The sequence below is a fragment of the Virgisporangium aliadipatigenens genome (assembly GCF_016863615.1).
Lineage (GTDB): Bacteria > Actinomycetota > Actinomycetes > Mycobacteriales > Micromonosporaceae > Virgisporangium > Virgisporangium aliadipatigenens.
In genome coordinates, this window is sequence record NZ_BOPF01000050.1 from 37327 (window position 1) to 53585 (window position 16259).

Genomic DNA, 16259 nt, shown 5'->3' on the forward strand with positions numbered 1-16259 from the left:
TATGAAGAGAACCAGGATCGCGACGGCGTTAGCCGTACTCGCGTCGATCCTCGTCGTCGCGGCGCCCGCGCAGGCCGCCGACCCCAATCTGGCGCCGTTCGGCACCGCCAGCGCCACCTCCGCCGAGAACGCCGGCCTCGGACCCGACCGGGCGATCGACGGCGACCCGGCCACCCGCTGGTCGAGTGCGTGGAGCGATCCGCAGTCCCTCACCGTCGATCTCGGTGCCGCGGCCGCCGTCTCCGGTGTGACCCTCGTGTGGGAACCGGCTTACGCGACCGCCTACCAGGTGGCCCTCTCCCTCGACGGCACCACGTGGAACACCGTGTACGAGACGGCCACCGGCGACGGCGGCACCGACGAGATCAAGAACCTCACCGGGACGGCCCGCTACGTGCGCATGACCGGCCTGGCCCGGGTCACCACGTACGGCTACTCGCTCTACGAACTCCAGGTCTTCGGCACCTTCACCGAGCAGGCCGTGACGCTCGGGGTGCCCGGCGCCGACCTGCCCGAGGGCGGCACGCGGACGGTGCCGGTGCGCCTGAACAAAGCATCCGACGCCCCGGTCACCGTGAAGTACTCCACTGTGGACGGTACGGCGACGGCCGGCACGGACTACGTGGCCGCGAGCGGTGTCCTGACGTTCCCGCCGGGAAGCACCGAGCAGACCATCACGCTCAAGGGCGTGGACGACGGCCTCCACGAGAACGCCGAGTCGTTCGACCTGGTGCTGACCGAGCCCACGCCGGCCGACGTGCGGATCCCGCGCGGCAGCATCACGGTCAGCGTCACCGACGACGACGCGGCGCCGCTCTCCGGCCCGCAGCGGATCGTCGACGACTTCGAGGCGGGCGTGCCGGCCGGCCTCGGCGGCGCACCGGTGGACGCGGCGGACCGCCCGGGTGCGGCCGCCGGCAACAAGGCCGTCTCGCTGACGACCGGCACCCGCGCGCTGTCGCCGGCCCAGGACTGGTCGGGCTACGACGGGATCGCGTTCTGGTTCAAGGGAACCGGCACCGGCGAACGCACCACCGTCACCGTCACCGAGACCGGCGGCGAGGCGTGGAACGCGGCGTTCGTCGACTCGGTGGCCGGGTGGCGGCAGGTGCGCCTGCCGTGGCGGGACTTCACCCGCTCCGACGGCGAACTGAGCCTGAGCGCCGTGCAGAGCTACGGGATCAGCCGCGCCAACGGCACCGTGGTGCTCGACGAGGTCGTGATCTACCAGCAGGTGCGCACGATCGACGCGTTCGACGGGGAGGTGCCGTTCACGGCGGCGCCCGGGCCGGGCATCTTCACGTTCGGCTCCAACGGGCCGGACAACCCGACGCTGAGCATCCGCGCCGACAAGCCGCGCGACGGGGCGCCGGCGGGCAACAAGACCCTGCACGCCGACTACAACATCAGCGGCTGGGGCGGGCTTGTCCACAACGTCTCCTACGACACCGACCCGCAGGACTGGAGCGGCTTCGCCGGCATCCGCTTCTGGTGGTACGGGCAGAACCTGGCACCGCTGCCGCCCGGCTCCGGCCCGCGCATCTTCTTCGAGGTGAAGGACGGCGGCGCCAACGGCGAGGCGAGCGAGCTGTGGAACGTCTCGTTCACCGACGACTGGCAGGGCTGGCACCTGGTGGAGCTGCCGTTCAGCCAGTTCGCCTACCGGGGCGACTACCAGCCGGTGGGCGGCATCGACCACGTGCTGACGCTCACCCGCGCCTGGGGCTACGCGTTCACCTTCCCGCAGGGCCGGCCGGGTGCGGTCGACCTGGACGAGTTGCAGGTGTACGGCGTCGCGCCGCTGCCGCCGCTGGCCCTGATCGACACGGCCCCGCCGGTGGTGGAGGTCGAGGAGGGGCAGACCGCCACGGTCAAGGTGGTGCTCACGACGCCGGGCGGTGAGCCGCTGCCGGAGCCGGTGACGGTTCGCTACGCGACCGGTGCGGGCACGGCCGACCCGAAGAAGGACTACCAGGCCGCCTCCGGCGAACTGGCCTTCCCGGCCGGCACCGCGTCGGGAACGGTGCGCACCTTCCCCGTTCTCACGAAGAAGGACCGGGACGGGGAGACGGCCGAGACGGTGCCGATCAGCCTGCGCTCCGACCGCGCCGCGGTGTTGGCCGATCTGTCCACAGTGGTCATTCGCGCACACGGCCTGCCGTACCTGAACAAGGCGCTGCCGATCAGCGCCCGGGTCAGGGACCTGCTCGGTCGGATGACCCTCGACGAGAAGATCGGCCAGATGACGCAGGCCGAGCGGAACGCCCTGCGCAAGCAGAGCGACATCGCCACCTACAACCTCGGCAGCCTGCTGTCGGGCGGCGGCTCGGTCCCGACCCCGAACACGCCGCAGGCGTGGGCCGACATGATCGACGCGTACCAGTTGCGCACCCGGCAGACGCGGCTGCAGATCCCGTTCATCTACGGGGTCGACGCGGTGCACGGGCACAACAACGTGATCGGCGCGACGCTGCTGCCGCACAACGTGGGCCTCGGCGCGACGCGCAGCCCCGCCCTGGTCGAACGCACCGGCAAGGTGACCGCCACGGAGGTGCGCGCGACCGGTGTCCCGTGGGACTTCGCGCCCTGCCTGTGCGTGAGCCGGGACGAACGCTGGGGCCGTTCCTACGAGTCCTACAGCGAGGACCCGGCCCTGGTGGCCCAGCTCAACACTGTGATCACCGGCATGCAGGGCAAGGACCTGACCCGCAACGACACGGTGCTCGCGACGGCGAAGCACTGGGTCGGCGACGGCGGCACGGCCTACGGTTCCTCGACGACCGGCTCGTACACCACCGACCAGGGCGTCACGCGGGTCACGCCGGAGGAACTCTGGTCGGTGCACATCGCGCCGTACGCCGACGCGATCGACCGCGGCGTCGGCACGGTGATGCCCTCGTACTCGAGCGTGGACTTCCCGGGTGACGACAAGGGTCCGGTCAAGATGCACGGCAACGCCGAGCTCATCACGAACGTCCTCAAGGGACAGTTGGGCTTCGACGGGTTCGTCATCAGCGACTGGCAGGCGATCGACCAGCTGCCCGGGGACTACGCCTCGGACGTGCGCACCTCGATCAACGCCGGCCTCGACATGATCATGGTGCCGACCCAGTACACCGTCTTCGAGCAGACGCTGCGCGCCGAGGTCGACGCCGGCCGCGTGCCGATGTCGCGCATCGACGACGCGGTGAGCCGGATCCTGCGGCAGAAGTTCCGCCTCGGCCTCTTCGAGAAGCCGTACGCGGACCGCACCAACCTGTCGAAGGTCGGCGGCGCCGAGCACCGGGCCGTGGCCCGCGAGGCGGCCGCGAAGTCGCAGGTGCTGCTGAAGAACACCGGCAACGTCCTGCCGCTGCGCAAGGACGCCAAGGTCTACGTCGCCGGCAGCAACAGCGACGACCTCGGCAACCAGCTCGGTGGGTGGTCCATCTCCTGGCAGGGCTCCTCGGGGAACATCACCAGCGGCACCACGATCCTCGGTGGCATGCGTCAGGTGGCACCGGGCGCCACGATCACGCACTCGGCGGACGCCTCCGCGCCGACCGCGGGATCCGACGTCGGTGTGGTCGTCGTCGGCGAACGGCCCTACGCCGAGGGCGTCGGCGACGTCGGCAACGGGCACACGATGCGCCTGTCGGCCGCCGACCGCACGGCGATCGACCGGGTGTGCGCGGCGATGCCGTGCGCCGTCCTGGTGGTCTCCGGGCGGCCGCTCGTGATCAGCGACCAGCTCGACGCGATGGACGCCGTCGTGGCCTCGTGGCTGCCCGGCTCCGAGGGCGCCGGCGTGGCGGACGTGTTGTTCGGGGCGAAGCCGTTCACCGGGCGGCTGCCGGTCACCTGGCCGAAGAGCGAGGACCAGCTGCCGATCAACGTCGGCGACGCGAAGTACGAGCCGCAGTTCCCGTACGGCTGGGGCATCCGCACCGACGCGCCGCGCGAACGGCTCCTCGCCGTGAAGGCCGACCTCGCCGGTGCCCGCGACCCGCTGGCCAAGGCGGCCGCGGCGGCCCTGGAGCAGGCGGCGGACCAGCGGCGGTGGAACGCCGACGGGACCGTGCGCGACGCGGCCGGGGTGCAGACGTTCACGCTGGTGGCGGTGGGGCTGCTCGGTGCCACGCCGGCCGGCACCTACGAACGGGTCGACACCGTGGTCTCCGTCCTGCGCGGCCTCGCCCAGGCGGAACTCGCGCGGCTCGGCACCCGCGCGCCGGCCGGTGCGGTGACGGCCACCGCCGAGGCGGATCACCTGCTGGCCTCCGGCCGGCCCGTTCAGGCCGGTGCGAAGCTCGCCTACGCCTACTGGTGGGCGGCGAGCGTGAAGTAGGCACGGGGAACAGGACGTCGCGCCCCGGCCGTGGGGAGGCTCGGCCGGGGCGCGACCCTGTTCAGGGGATCTGGGCGGTGATCAGCCAGAGGTTCTCGCCGCGCCCCGCGCGCAGCATGTAGGACCCGCGGAATCCCCGGTGCGGGAACTCCGGCATGGAGGCGAGGGTGTTCGTCCGCACGTCCCACACGTACTGCTGGCGCTCACCCCAGTTGACGTAGACGAACCGGCCACCGGGCACCACCTCGAACTGCGCGCTGGGCGCCCGGGGGCCGGCGTTCGGCAGGTGGGCCAGCTCCGGCGCGTCGGCGCCGAACCCGGTGGCGACCAGGCCGCGCGCCTCGTAGCGCACGCACAGCTCCCGATCGCAGTTCCACTCCTTGACGTCGCGGGTGCTGCTGACCGTCTCGCCGGTCGCCACGTTCCAGAACGTGTTCCGGAACCGGTACGGCGGCTCGTAACCCTGCATCCACGCGCCGTCGCCGGTCGGCCACCAGCTTCCCGTCGTCGGCACCGGTTCGGGCGGTGCCATCGGGGCGGTGAGCCGGTAGAGCCGGTCCCCGTCGCCCATCGGCTGGATGTAGAGGCGGTCGGCGGTGCCGAAGACCTGTCCCGGCGTCTCGAGCCCGGAGCCGGGTGCGAACACGGCCCACAGCGTCCGCTGACCGCCGTCCATGGCCGCGCTCCACAGCTCGGTGCGGCGTTCGAACACCTCGGGACCGCCGCGCAAAGCGGTGCGCTGCCACCAGATCCGCCCACCGACGACGGCGGCGGCCTGCTGGACCACAACCCGGTCCCAGCCCTCGGGCGGCGCCTCCGCGCGCATCACTTCCTGGACGCGGCGGGTCCTCGGGTCGTACAGCACCGGGTACAGCGACTCGCCAGCCTTGATGCCCGTGTGGAGCACGTACCTGCCGTCCGGGGCACGTCCGACCGGTGTGCCCTCCCGGTTGACCGGAATCGTCGCCGGGAGTCGCAGCACCGCCTCCGGCCACAGCTCCTGCGCGGTGCGCAGGTCCTGCACCACCACCGGCGGCGGCACGGCCGGCAGTTCGGCGGACTCCTCGTCCGGCCCGTTCCCGCCGCCGAGGCCGCTCGTCGAGATCGCCACCGCGGCCGCGACCGCCGCCGCCACCAGCGCGAGCGCGCCACCCGTGCGCGCCCGCCGCCGACGCCGGCCGAGCGCGCCGATGCGGTGCACCGCCTCCGGGTCGGGCAGCTCCGCGGAAGCGGCGATGGCGTCCATCGTGCGCCGCAGCCGCACGTCGAGTTCCGTGCTCATGCGAGCCTCCCCGCCAGGGCGATGTCGTGCGGGACGTCGGCGGCGCGCAGGCGTTCCAGCGCGCGGGCCGCCCGCGTGCGCACCGTCGCGCGGGAGATGCCGAGCAGTTCGGCGATCTCCGGGTCCGACCGGTCCTCGTAGTAGCGCAGCACCAGCACCACGCGGTACTTCGGCGGCAACGCCCGCAGCGCCCGCGCCAGCCCGACGTCGCCGTCGGCCCGGGCGATCCCGTCGTCGAGGTAGCCCGTCTCGGGTGGTGTGCCGGAGAGGCGTTCGCGACGGACCCGGCGCCAGAAGCTGACGTGCAGCCGGGCCATGGTGCGCCGCACGTACGCCTCCGGATCGCCGCCGCTGATCCGCGCCCACCGGCCGTTCACCCGGACCAGCGCCTCCTGCGCGAGGTCGGCGCCGTCGTGCGGGTTGCCCGCCAGCACGGTGCCGTAGCGCACCAGTGCCGGCAGGCGCGCCCGCACGAACGCCTCGAACCCGTCGTCCATGCCGTCCCCTTCCGTCGTCACGCCGGGAACGCGCGGGAGGGCCCGAACTGTTTCACGCCACCGTCGGTCGACCGGGACCGCTCCGCCGCGCGTGCCGTCCCGGCGTGCACGGACGCTCGGGAAACACCTAGAAAGTTCGGCGGGCCCCGGATCCGTCCGGTCGCCGGTATCGGCGCGGCACCGCCGTCGCCGGAACCGGGGCGGCGACTCGCGCGGCGCCCGCGGGAGGCCGGTGCCGTCGGCCGTTCGTCGCCTTCGTCACGGCTCACACGGGTGCGGTCACGAACCGTTCCCAGGTGCTGTGATCAGGCCGACTGTCGTGTTTGCGGCCGTGCACCGTGACCTGTTCGTGAGCGTGACTCGGTTACCGTTCCGCACCGTGTCCGACACGCCGCCCCAGGTCCTCGCCGGCCGCTACCGTCTCGTGCTGCCGCTCGGCCAGGGTGGCATGGGCCGGGTGTGGCGGGCCGTCGACGAGTTGCTGCTGCGCGACGTCGCCGTCAAGGAGCTGGTGCTGCCCCCGGCCGCCACCGAACGGGACCGCGACGACCTGCGGGAGCGCGCCCTGCGGGAGGCGCGTGCCATCGCCCGCATCGATCAGGCCAACGTGGTGCGCCTCTTCGACGTGGTGCACGACGGCGGGCAGCCGTGGATCGTGATGGAGCTGATCCCGTCGCGTTCCCTCCAGGACGTGCTGAACGCGCACGGCCCGGTCGCCCCGGCGCGCGCCGCGCGGATCGGCCTCGGGGTCCTGGCCGCGCTGCGGGCCGCGCACCGGGCGGGGATCCTGCACCGGGACGTCAAGCCGGCGAACATCCTGCTCGCCGACGACGGCCGGGTCGTGCTCACCGACTTCGGGGTCGCGCTCGCCGCGGAGGACACGTCGATCACCGTCACCGGCATCGTGATGGGCTCCCCGCAGTACCTGGCACCGGAACGCGCCACCGACGGCATGATCGGTCCGGCCGCCGACCTGTGGTCCCTCGGCGCCACGCTGTACGCCGCCGTGGAGGGCCGGCCGCCGTACGAGCGGTCGACCGGCGTCGCCACGCTCACCGCCCTCGCCACCGAACGCCCGCCGCCGCCGAAGCAGGCCGGTGTCCTGACGGCCGCGCTGGAAGGCTTGCTGCGCAAGGATCCCCGCGACCGGGTCGGCCCCGACGAGACCGAACGCCTGCTCCGCGCGGCCGCCGCGACCGTCCCCGGCGGACGGTCCACAGTGGACGGCCCGCCGTGGTGGGTGACGGCGCTCGGCCCGGTCTCCTCCGGCGCGACGGCCACCGTCGCCGTGCCCCGCACACCGGCCGCTCCCGGAACGCCGGGACCGGCGGGCGCCGACGGCGGCACGGCGGCCGGCGACGCGGGCCCGTCCGCCCCGGGCAGCGGTCCGGCCGGCGGTGCCGGTGGGCCCGGGTACGACGGCGACACCTGGTCCCATCCCGTGGTCGGCACGGCCGCCGGCGGGCGGGCCGACTCGGACCTCGGCCGCGCGTGGGGCGACACCGACGCCGTGCGCGCGGCGGCCGCCAGCCCCACCTGGGCCGCCCCGGACGACCCGCGCGACCCGCCGCCGTCGACCGTGGCGGCCACCGGCGTGCGCAGGCCCCGGCGCGCGGCCGTCGCGGCGCTGCTGGCGGTGCCGGTGCTCGCGTTGGCGGTGGCCGTTCCGCTGCTGCTGACCCGCTCCGGTGAGCCGTCGGCGGCCGACAGCCGCAAGGCGCCGCCCCGGCCGGGCGGGGCCGGTGGCGCGTTCCCGTCGGCGGCGGTCATCCCGTCGCCCGTTCCCACGGCCGGCCAGTCGCCGTCGCGCGGCGCCGCCGCGAGCGCCACCCCGTCGCGGGCCGGGTCGCCGAGCGCCGCGCGCTCCAGCGCGGCCGCGCCGCTGACGCCGATCGCGACGGACAAGCCGATCCGCAACGTCGGCACCGGCAAGTGCATCGACCTGCCCGGCGCCGACCGCAACACCACGTCGCAGATCCACGTCTGGGACTGCTTCGGCGGCACCGGCGAGGCGTTCACGCTGCCGGGCGACGGGACGCTGCGGGTGCTCGGCCGCTGCCTGGAACTCGACTCGACCGCCACCGGCAGCGCCTTCCACATCGCCGACTGCACCGGTAGCGACCTCCAGCGCTTCGCAATGACCGTGGGCGGCTCGCTGACCAGCGTTCGCACGGGAAAGTGCCTGGAGCCGAAGAACGGCGACAGCGCCAACGGCACCTGGCTGCACACCTGGGACTGCACGGGAGTCGATCACCAGAAGTGGCGGGTCGGCTGACACCGGCCGAAAAGAACTAGCGATCGACACCGGACCATTCCACCGCCGGGAAAGTCGGCTAGCGTAGCCGACCGTGACCGATACGTCGTCCCGCATCGTCGCGGGCCGGTACCGCCTCGTCCGCCAGTTGGGCCAGGGCGGGATGGGCCGGGTGTGGCTCGGCCGCGACGAGACGCTGCGCCGTGACGTCGCGGTCAAGGAACTGCTGTCGCCGCCCGGCCTCACCGACGAGGCCCGCGACGATCTGCGCGAACGTTCGATGCGCGAGGCGCGCGCCATCGCCCGCATCGACCAGGCCAACGTGGTGCGCATCTTCGACGTGGTGCACGACGGCGGCGAGCCGTGGATCGTCATGGAGTTCGTGCCGTCGCGGTCGCTCGACGAGATCATCGCCACCGAGGGGACGCTGTCGCCGCGACGGGTGGCGCGGATCGGGGTGGCCGTGCTGGCGGCGCTGCGGGCCGCGCACGACGTCGGGATCTCGCACCGGGACGTCAAGCCGGCGAACATCCTGCTCGGCCAGGACGGCCGCGTCGTGCTCACCGACTTCGGGGTCGCCGCGCACGCCGACGACCCGTCGATGACGCAGACCGGGGTGGTGCTCGGTTCGCCGGAGTACGTGGCCCCCGAACGCGCCACCGAGGGCATCGGCGGGCCGGCCGCCGACCTGTGGTCGTTGGGCGCCACGCTCTACGCGGCCGTCGAGGGGCAGGCGCCGTTCCGGCGGTCGACGTCGATGGCCACGCTGGTGGCGCTCGCGACGGAGGAGCCGGCCCCCGCCACGAACGCGGGCCCGCTGGCCGGTGCGCTCGACGGGCTGCTGCGCAAGGACGTGCGGCGGCGCATCGACGGCGCGGAGGCGGCCCGCCGGCTGGCTGCCGCGGCCGGTGGGCGCAAGGGGCTCGATCTCGGGACGTTCCGCTGGTGGCTGCGCTCGCGGCTGCGCAAGCACCGGTGGCGGCTGGTCGGCGGGTTCGCGGCGCTGGTCATGCTCGCGGCGTTCGTGGTGCCGCTGATGGGCGGGAAGGATCCGGGGCCGACGGCGGGTCAGGCGGGCTCCGTACCCGGCCGACAGCTGGTGCACCAGTCCACCGGCCGCTGCGTCGACATCCCCGGCGGCGCCCCGGACACGAAGTCGCCCGTGCGCCTGTGGGACTGCACCGGCGGCCCGGGCCAGCGCCTGACCCTGCCGACCGACGGGACCCTGCGCGCGCTCGGCCGCTGCCTGGAGACCGGCAGTCCGGCGCTCGGCAGCGGCCTGCGGCTGGCGGAGTGCACCGGCGCCGAGGCGCAGCTGTTCACGCTGACGCCGGACAGCGCCCTGATGCAGAAGTCCACCGGCCGCTGCGTGGAACCGGCGACGAAGGACGCCGAGCCCGGCACCTGGCTACGGATGTGGGACTGCACCGGCGCCCCCACGCAACGCTGGCGCCTGGACTAACGCGACAGGCGGGCGCGGGCGCGGATCAGCTCGGCCACCGAGCGGGCCGAGAACGGGCAGCCGCCGGCCTGGTGCGGGGCGTCGCCGTCGGCCACCTCGGAGATCGAGCCCAGGCCCCACTCCTCCAGGTGCGTCTCCAGGCCCGTCAGCAGCCCGGTGCTCGGCAGGCCCGCCGAGCGGCAGGCGTCCACGTAGGCGCCGATCAGGTGCGGCCACACGGTGCCCTGGTGGTACGCCTCGTCGCGGTCCGGCTCCGGCCCGCCGTACGAACCGCGGTAGCCGTACTCCGACGGCGCCAGGCTGCGCAGCCCCAGCGACGTCAGCAGCGCCGCGCCGACCGCCCGCACCGCGCGCGGCTCTGCCGGGTCGATCGGCGCGTAGGGCAGCGCGTACGCGAAGAGCTGGTTGGGGCGCAGCACCGGGTCGTCGTGATGCTCGTCGCCGCCCAGCGGGTAGGCCCCGGGCGGCGCGTCGACGACGTCGTACAGCCAACCCGTGGGCGCCCCGAACCGCTTGCCGAAGCTGCGGTGCGCCAGGTCGTGCCGGCTCCACAGGTCGGCGGCGTCGGCGCCGCAGCGCTCCCGAAGGCGGGCCACCGCCGACAGGGCGTTGACCCACAGGGCGTTCAGCTCGACGGGCTTGCCGTCGCGCGGGGTGACCGGCAGGCCGTCGCGGCGGGCGTTCATCCACGTGGCGGCCGCGTCGGCGTGCCCGATGGCGAGCAGGTTGTCGGCCGGGTCCACCTCGGCGCGGAACGTGTGTTCGGGCCCCTCGTAGCCGGCGATCACCGCGTCGAGCGTGCCGAGCAGCTCCGACGCCAGGTGGGTGTCGCCGGTGGCGTGCACGTGCCGGTCGACCGCGTGCACGAACCAGAGCGGCCCGTCGACGCCCTCCTCCGGCGCCAGCACGTCGTCGACCCGCCTGCCGGCGATCTTCCCCGCCTGCCGGTGCAGCAACGCGGCGCCCTCGACCGCTCTGCCCGTTCCCAGGAAAAGCCCCTCGTAGGAGGCCATGGAGTCGCGGGTCCACGTCCCGTGCCACGGGTAACCCGCGATCACGTCGGGGCCCTTGACGACGAACTGGTCGGCGGCCAGCGCGAGCAGCGCGTCGGTCCGGTCGGTCGGCTTCGCGGCCGCGACCACCGCGCGGGCCCGGCGGCGGGCGACGCCCAGCACGACCGTGGCGCGCGGCGGGCGCCGGGAGAGGTCACCGGCCCACGCCGAGACCTCCGCCACCTCGCCCGGCGCGAGCGTCGTGGTGAAACCGCCCGCGCACCAGAGGTCCTCGGTCGCCGGCAGGCCGCGCGCCATCTCCTCGCGCAGGAACGCCCCCTGCCACCACTCCCCGCGCGAACGCCAGCCCGGCCCGGCGAGGCGGAACGCGTCCTCGACGGTGACCCCGTCGGCGACCTGCGTCACCCGTGGCGGGTCGCCCGCGCGGCGGATCTCGTCGGCCGGCCGCCACGCGACCAGGGCCGTCAGCGACAGCGTCACCGCGCTCGGCGCCGACACCAGCCGGTGCACCACGGCCAGCGACGGCGAACCGTGCAGCATCGCCAGCTCGCGCTCGAGGACCACCTCGCCGATCCGCCAGCGCCACCGCGGCAGCCCGCCGACCAGCTCGAACCGCTCCAGATAGCGGTGCCCGGCCGGCGCGTGCGCGCCCGACTCCCACTCGTGCGTGGCGAGTTTCACCTCGGCGCCGGAGGAAAGCGTCAGCGCGGCGTCCAGCGCGGTGAGGCCCATCGTGCGCGAACCGTCCGGACCGGCCACGACCAGCAGCCCGTGGTAGCGGCGGGTGCGCAGGCCGGCGACGGTGCCCGTGGCGTAACCGCCGGTGCCGTCGGCCACCAGCCACTCGCGGCTGCCCCCACCGGCGGGGTGATCCAGCGCACCGCACACCTGCGGGCCGAACCGGAGGGCGGGAAGGGAGTCGTCGTCAACCATCATGGATCACCGCACCCCATGTCCCCGCGCCGACCAACTGTCGGCCGAACGTCACATTACCGTGGTCTGATTAGCGCAACGTGTCACGGGGCAATACCCCGCACGCACGGTCCATAACTTAAGGAGCACAGCGCACGATGCAGGTCTGGCCCGGACACCGGTACCCCCTCGGCGCGATCTACGACGGGATGGGCACCAACTTCGCGGTCTTCTCCGAGGTTGCCGACGCGGTGGAGCTGTGTCTGTTCGACGCCGACGGGGCCGAACGCCGCATCCCCCTGCCCGAGGTCGACGCGTTCGTCTTCCACGCCTACCTGCCCGGCATCGAGCCCGGCCAGCGGTACGGCTACCGGGTGCACGGCCCCTACGACCCGGCGCGCGGCCTGCGGTGCAACCCGCACAAGCTGCTGATCGACCCCTACGCGCGGGCGATCGACGGCGACATCACCTGGGACCCCGCGCTGTACGGCTACGAGTGGGGCGACCCGGAACGCATGTCGACCACCGACTCGGCGCGGTTCCTGCCCAAGTCGGTGGTGGTCAACCCGTACTTCGACTGGGGCAACGACCGGCCGCCGCGGGTGGCGTACCACAACTCGATCGTCTACGAGGCCCACGTGAAGGGCCTCACGATGCGTCACCCCGAGATCCCGGACGACCTGCGCGGCACGTACGCCGGCATCGCCCACCCGGTGATCATCGAACATCTCAAGTCGCTCGGCGTCACGGCGATCGAACTGCTGCCGGTGCACCACTTCGTGCACGACCACCGCCTGACCGAACTGGGCCTGTCGAACTACTGGGGCTACAACTCGATCGGCTACTTCGCGCCCTACCACGGCTACGCCGCCACCGGCCGGCACGGCCAGCAGGTGCAGGAGTTCCGCGCGATGGTCAAGGCGCTGCACTCGGCCGGGATCGAGGTGATCCTCGACGTCGTCTACAACCACACGGCCGAGGGCAACCACCTGGGGCCGACGCTGTGCTTCAAGGGCATCGACAACTCGCACTACTACCGGCTCGACGACCAGGACCCGCGCTACTACACGGACTACACCGGCTGCGGCAACAGCCTGAACGTCCGCAGCCCGCACACCCTGCAGCTGGTGATGGACTCGCTGCGCTACTGGGTGCAGGAGATGCACGTCGACGGGTTCCGCTTCGACCTGGCGCCGACGCTGGCCCGCGAGGGCAACGAGGTGGCGCGCCTGTCGGTCTTCTTCGAGGTGGTGCAGCAGGATCCGGTACTCAACCAGGTGAAACTGATCGCCGAACCGTGGGACATCGGGCCGGGCGGCTACCAGGTCGGCAATTTCCCTCCACAGTGGACGGAGTGGAACGGAAAGTACCGCGACACCGTGCGCGACTTCTGGCGCACCCAGCCCTCGACCCTGGCCGAGTTCGCCAGCCGGATCTGCGGCAGCGCCGACCTGTACCAGGACGACGGGCGGCGGCCGTTCGCCAGCATCAACTTCGTCACCTGCCACGACGGCTTCACGCTCAACGACCTGGTCTCGTACAACGACAAGCACAACGAGGCCAACGGCGAGGACAACCGGGACGGCGACAGCCACAACCGTTCGTGGAACCACGGGGCCGAGGGGCCGACCGATGACCCGGACGTGCTGGCGCTGCGGGCGCGACAGCGGCGCAACCTGATGGCGACGCTGCTGCTGTCGCAGGGCGTGCCGATGATCGGGCACGGCGACGAGCTGGGCCGCACCCAGAAGGGCAACAACAACGCCTACTGCCAGGACAACGAGCTGGCGTGGGTGGACTGGGAGAACGTCGACGAGCAGCTGCTGGCGTTCACCCGCCGGGTGGCGGCGATCCGCACGGCGCACCGGGTGTTCCGGCGGCGGAAGTTCTTCACCGGCCGGCCGGTGCGCCGCTCGTCGGGCGCGTCGCTGCCGGACCTGGGTTGGTTCACACCGGACGGGCGGGAGATGACGATGGAGGACTGGGGCCACGGCTTCGGGCACTCGGTGACGCTGTTCGTCAACGGCGAGGGCATCAGGGAGCGCGGCCCGCAGGGCGAACGCAGATCCGACGACTCGTTCCTGCTGCTGTTCAACGCGCACTGGGAGCCGACGAACTTCGTGCTGCCGGGGCCGGAGTTCGGGCAGAAGTGGCAGTCGTTGGTCAACACGGCCGACGTGGAGGAGAAGCTGACGGCGCTGACGGCCGGCGACAAGCTGACCGTGCCGGAGCGTTCGCTCGTCCTCCTGGAGCGGACCGTCTGATGGCGGACTCCACCTACCGGATCCAGGTCAGCCCGTCGTTCCCACTCTCCGAGACGGCGGGCGTCGTCGACTACCTCCGCGATCTCGGTGTCACCCGGCTCTACACGTCGCCGCTCCTGACGGCGACGCCCGGTTCGCAGCACGGCTACGACGTCGTCGACCACTCCTCGGTAAACCCGGAGATCGGCGGCGAGGAGGGCCGGCTCACCCTGGTGAAGGCGTTGCGCGCCAACGGGTTGGGGCTGGTCGTCGACATCGTGCCCAACCACATGGGCGTCGCCGTCCCGGCCGCCAATCCCGCCTGGTGGGACGTTCTCACGCACGGGCGGGAGTCGCGCTACGCGCACTGGTTCGACATCGACTGGTCCCGCGGGCGTCTGCTGATCCCGGTGCTCGGGAACGCGGCGGCGCTGGAGGAGCTGACCGTCGCCGACGGCGAACTGCGCTACTACGACCACCGTTTCCCGATCTCCCCCGGCACGGCCGGCGGCACCCCGCAGGAGGTGCACGAGCGGCAGCAGTACGAGTTGGTCGACTGGCGGCGCGGCAACACCGAGATCAACTACCGGCGCTTCTTCGCCATCGCCGAGCTGGCCGCCGTGCGGGTCGAGGACCCGGACGTCTTCGAGGCGACGCACCGCGAGCTGCTGCGCTGGCACGCCGCCGGCGAGCTGGACGGCATCCGGGTCGACCACCCGGACGGCCTGCGCGACCCCGGCGGCTACCTGCGGGACCTGGCGGCCGCCGCGCCCGGCGCGTGGATCGTGGTGGAGAAGATCCTCGAGCCCGGTGAGGACCTGCCCGACTGGCCGGTCGCCGGCACCACCGGCTACGACGCGCTCGGCGAGGCCTGCGGGCTCTTCGTCGACCCGTCCGCCGAGGCCGCGTTCACCTCCATCGCCGGGCCCGTCGACTGGCCCGGGCTGGTCCACGACGCCAAGTTCGCGGCCGCCACCGAGCTACTCGCCGCGGAGCTGTCGCGGCTCGTCGCCCTCTCGCCTGTTCCGGTCGAACGGGCAGCCGTCGCTGAGACAGCCGCGGCTTTCGGCGTCTACCGGTCGTACCTGCCGGTCGGCTTCGGCCACCTGGAGGCCGCGCTCTCGGCCGCCCGGGCGCGCCGGCCGGACCTCGACTTCGACACGCTCGGCCGCCGGCTGCGCGACGAGACCTCGGAGCTGGCGATCCGCTTCCAGCAGTACACGGGCGCGGTGATGGCCAAGGGCGTGGAGGACACGGCGTTCTACCGGTGGACCCGCTTCACCGCCCTCAACGAGGTCGGCGGCGACCCGGCCCGCTTCGGCGTCCCGCCGGCCGACTTCCACGCGGCGCAGGTCACCCGGCAGGCCCGCTGGCCGGAGACGATGACCACGCTCTCCACCCACGACACCAAGCGCGGCGAGGACGTGCGGGCCCGCCTGGCGGTGCTCTCCGAACGCCCCGAGGACTGGGCCGCCGTCGTCCGGCGCTGGCACGCGGCCGCCCCGATCCCCGACGCGGCACACGCCCACCTGCTCTGGCAGAGCGTCGCGGGCACCTGGCCGATCGAGCCCGAACGCCTGCACGCCTACATCGAGAAGGCCGCCCGGGAGGCCTCGACGCACACGAGCTGGGCCGACCCGAACGCCGAGTTCGAGGGGGCGCTGCACGACGCCGTCGACGCCGCGTACGGGCCGCTCAAGTCCGACATCGACGCGTTCGTCGCCGCCATCACGCCGCACGGCTGGTCGAACTCCCTCGGACAGAAGATCGTCCAGCTGCTCATGCCCGGGGTGCCGGACGTGTACCAGGGCACCGAACTGTGGGACAACTCCCTCGTCGACCCGGACAACCGCCGCCCCGTCGACTTCCACGCGCGCCGCGAACTGCTCGGCCGCCTCGACGGCGGATGGCTGCCACCGGTCGACGCCACCGGCGCGGCGAAGCTGCTCGTGGTGAGCCGCGCCCTGCGGATCAGGCGTGAACGGGAACTTTCCGGGTATCGGCCGCTCATGGTCACGGGGGAAGCGGCGCGGCATCTGGTCGCGTTCGACCGCGGCGGCGTAGTGGCCCTGGCGACCCGCCTGCCGGTGGGCCTGCGCGCCCGCGGCGGCTGGGCCGACACCACCGTCGAACTGCCACCCGGACGGTGGACCGACGCGCTCACCGGCCGGCCCGTCGACGGTGTCGAACCCGTCATCCGTGATCTGCTGTCCGTCTACCCCGTCGCGCTACTGGTGAGGGAATGAGCACACATCGGGGCGGCGCGGTG

8 protein-coding genes and 1 pseudogene are annotated in these 16259 nt (G+C 73.2%); 6 read left to right on the top strand and 3 right to left on the bottom strand.

Annotated elements, in window-relative coordinates; all coding sequences use genetic code 11:
- The first annotated feature begins 1 nt into the window (after position 1).
- A complete protein-coding gene (locus Val02_RS47960; RefSeq protein ID WP_239153753.1) occupies positions 2 to 4327 on the top strand; it encodes a glycoside hydrolase family 3 N-terminal domain-containing protein in 4326 nt (1441 codons plus the stop codon).
- Positions 4328 to 4388: 61 nt separating this feature from the next.
- Here Val02_RS47960 and Val02_RS42150 read toward each other — a convergent pair whose 3' ends face one another.
- Positions 4389 to 5609, bottom strand: coding sequence for a hypothetical protein (locus tag Val02_RS42150; protein WP_203904963.1), 1221 nt, complete (start codon positions 5607 to 5609; stop codon positions 4389 to 4391).
- Positions 5606 to 6106: a SigE family RNA polymerase sigma factor gene (locus tag Val02_RS42155; RefSeq protein ID WP_203904964.1), complete on the bottom strand. Its 501-nt coding sequence runs from the start codon at positions 6104 to 6106 to the stop codon at positions 5606 to 5608. The genes Val02_RS42150 and Val02_RS42155 overlap by 4 nt, the downstream gene beginning before the upstream one ends.
- A 379-nt stretch (positions 6107 to 6485) precedes the next feature.
- On the opposite strand from Val02_RS42155, the gene Val02_RS42160 reads away from it, so the two are divergent.
- From Val02_RS42160 to Val02_RS47970, 3 genes and pseudogenes are all read left to right on the top strand, one after another.
- Positions 6486 to 8381, top strand: a complete 1896-nt coding sequence (locus Val02_RS42160) for a serine/threonine protein kinase (RefSeq protein ID WP_239153754.1) — start codon at positions 6486 to 6488, stop codon at positions 8379 to 8381.
- A gap of 73 nt (positions 8382 to 8454) precedes the next feature.
- A pseudogene (locus tag Val02_RS47965) lies at positions 8455 to 9279 on the top strand (serine/threonine-protein kinase); the annotation flags it as partial.
- 117 nt (positions 9280 to 9396) lie between these two features.
- On the top strand, positions 9397 to 9822 hold the full coding sequence (locus Val02_RS47970) for a ricin-type beta-trefoil lectin domain protein (RefSeq protein WP_239153755.1): 426 nt from the start codon (positions 9397 to 9399) through the stop codon (positions 9820 to 9822).
- Here Val02_RS47970 and Val02_RS42170 read toward each other — a convergent pair.
- Positions 9819 to 11771, bottom strand: a complete 1953-nt coding sequence (locus tag Val02_RS42170) for an amylo-alpha-1,6-glucosidase (protein ID WP_203904967.1) — start codon at positions 11769 to 11771, stop codon at positions 9819 to 9821. The genes Val02_RS47970 and Val02_RS42170 overlap by 4 nt on opposite strands.
- A gap of 134 nt (positions 11772 to 11905) precedes the next feature.
- On the opposite strand from Val02_RS42170, the gene glgX reads away from it, so the two are divergent.
- Positions 11906 to 14011 (top strand): glycogen debranching protein GlgX, encoded by a 2106-nt coding sequence (gene glgX, locus Val02_RS42175; RefSeq protein WP_203904968.1) that lies wholly within the window; start codon positions 11906 to 11908, stop codon positions 14009 to 14011.
- Positions 14011 to 16236 carry a malto-oligosyltrehalose synthase gene (treY, locus tag Val02_RS42180; protein WP_203904969.1) on the top strand — a complete coding sequence of 742 codons (2226 nt, stop codon included), beginning with the start codon at positions 14011 to 14013 and terminating at the stop codon, positions 16234 to 16236. Before glgX ends, treY begins: the two co-directional genes overlap by 1 nt.
- Positions 16237 to 16259 lie beyond the last annotated feature (23 nt).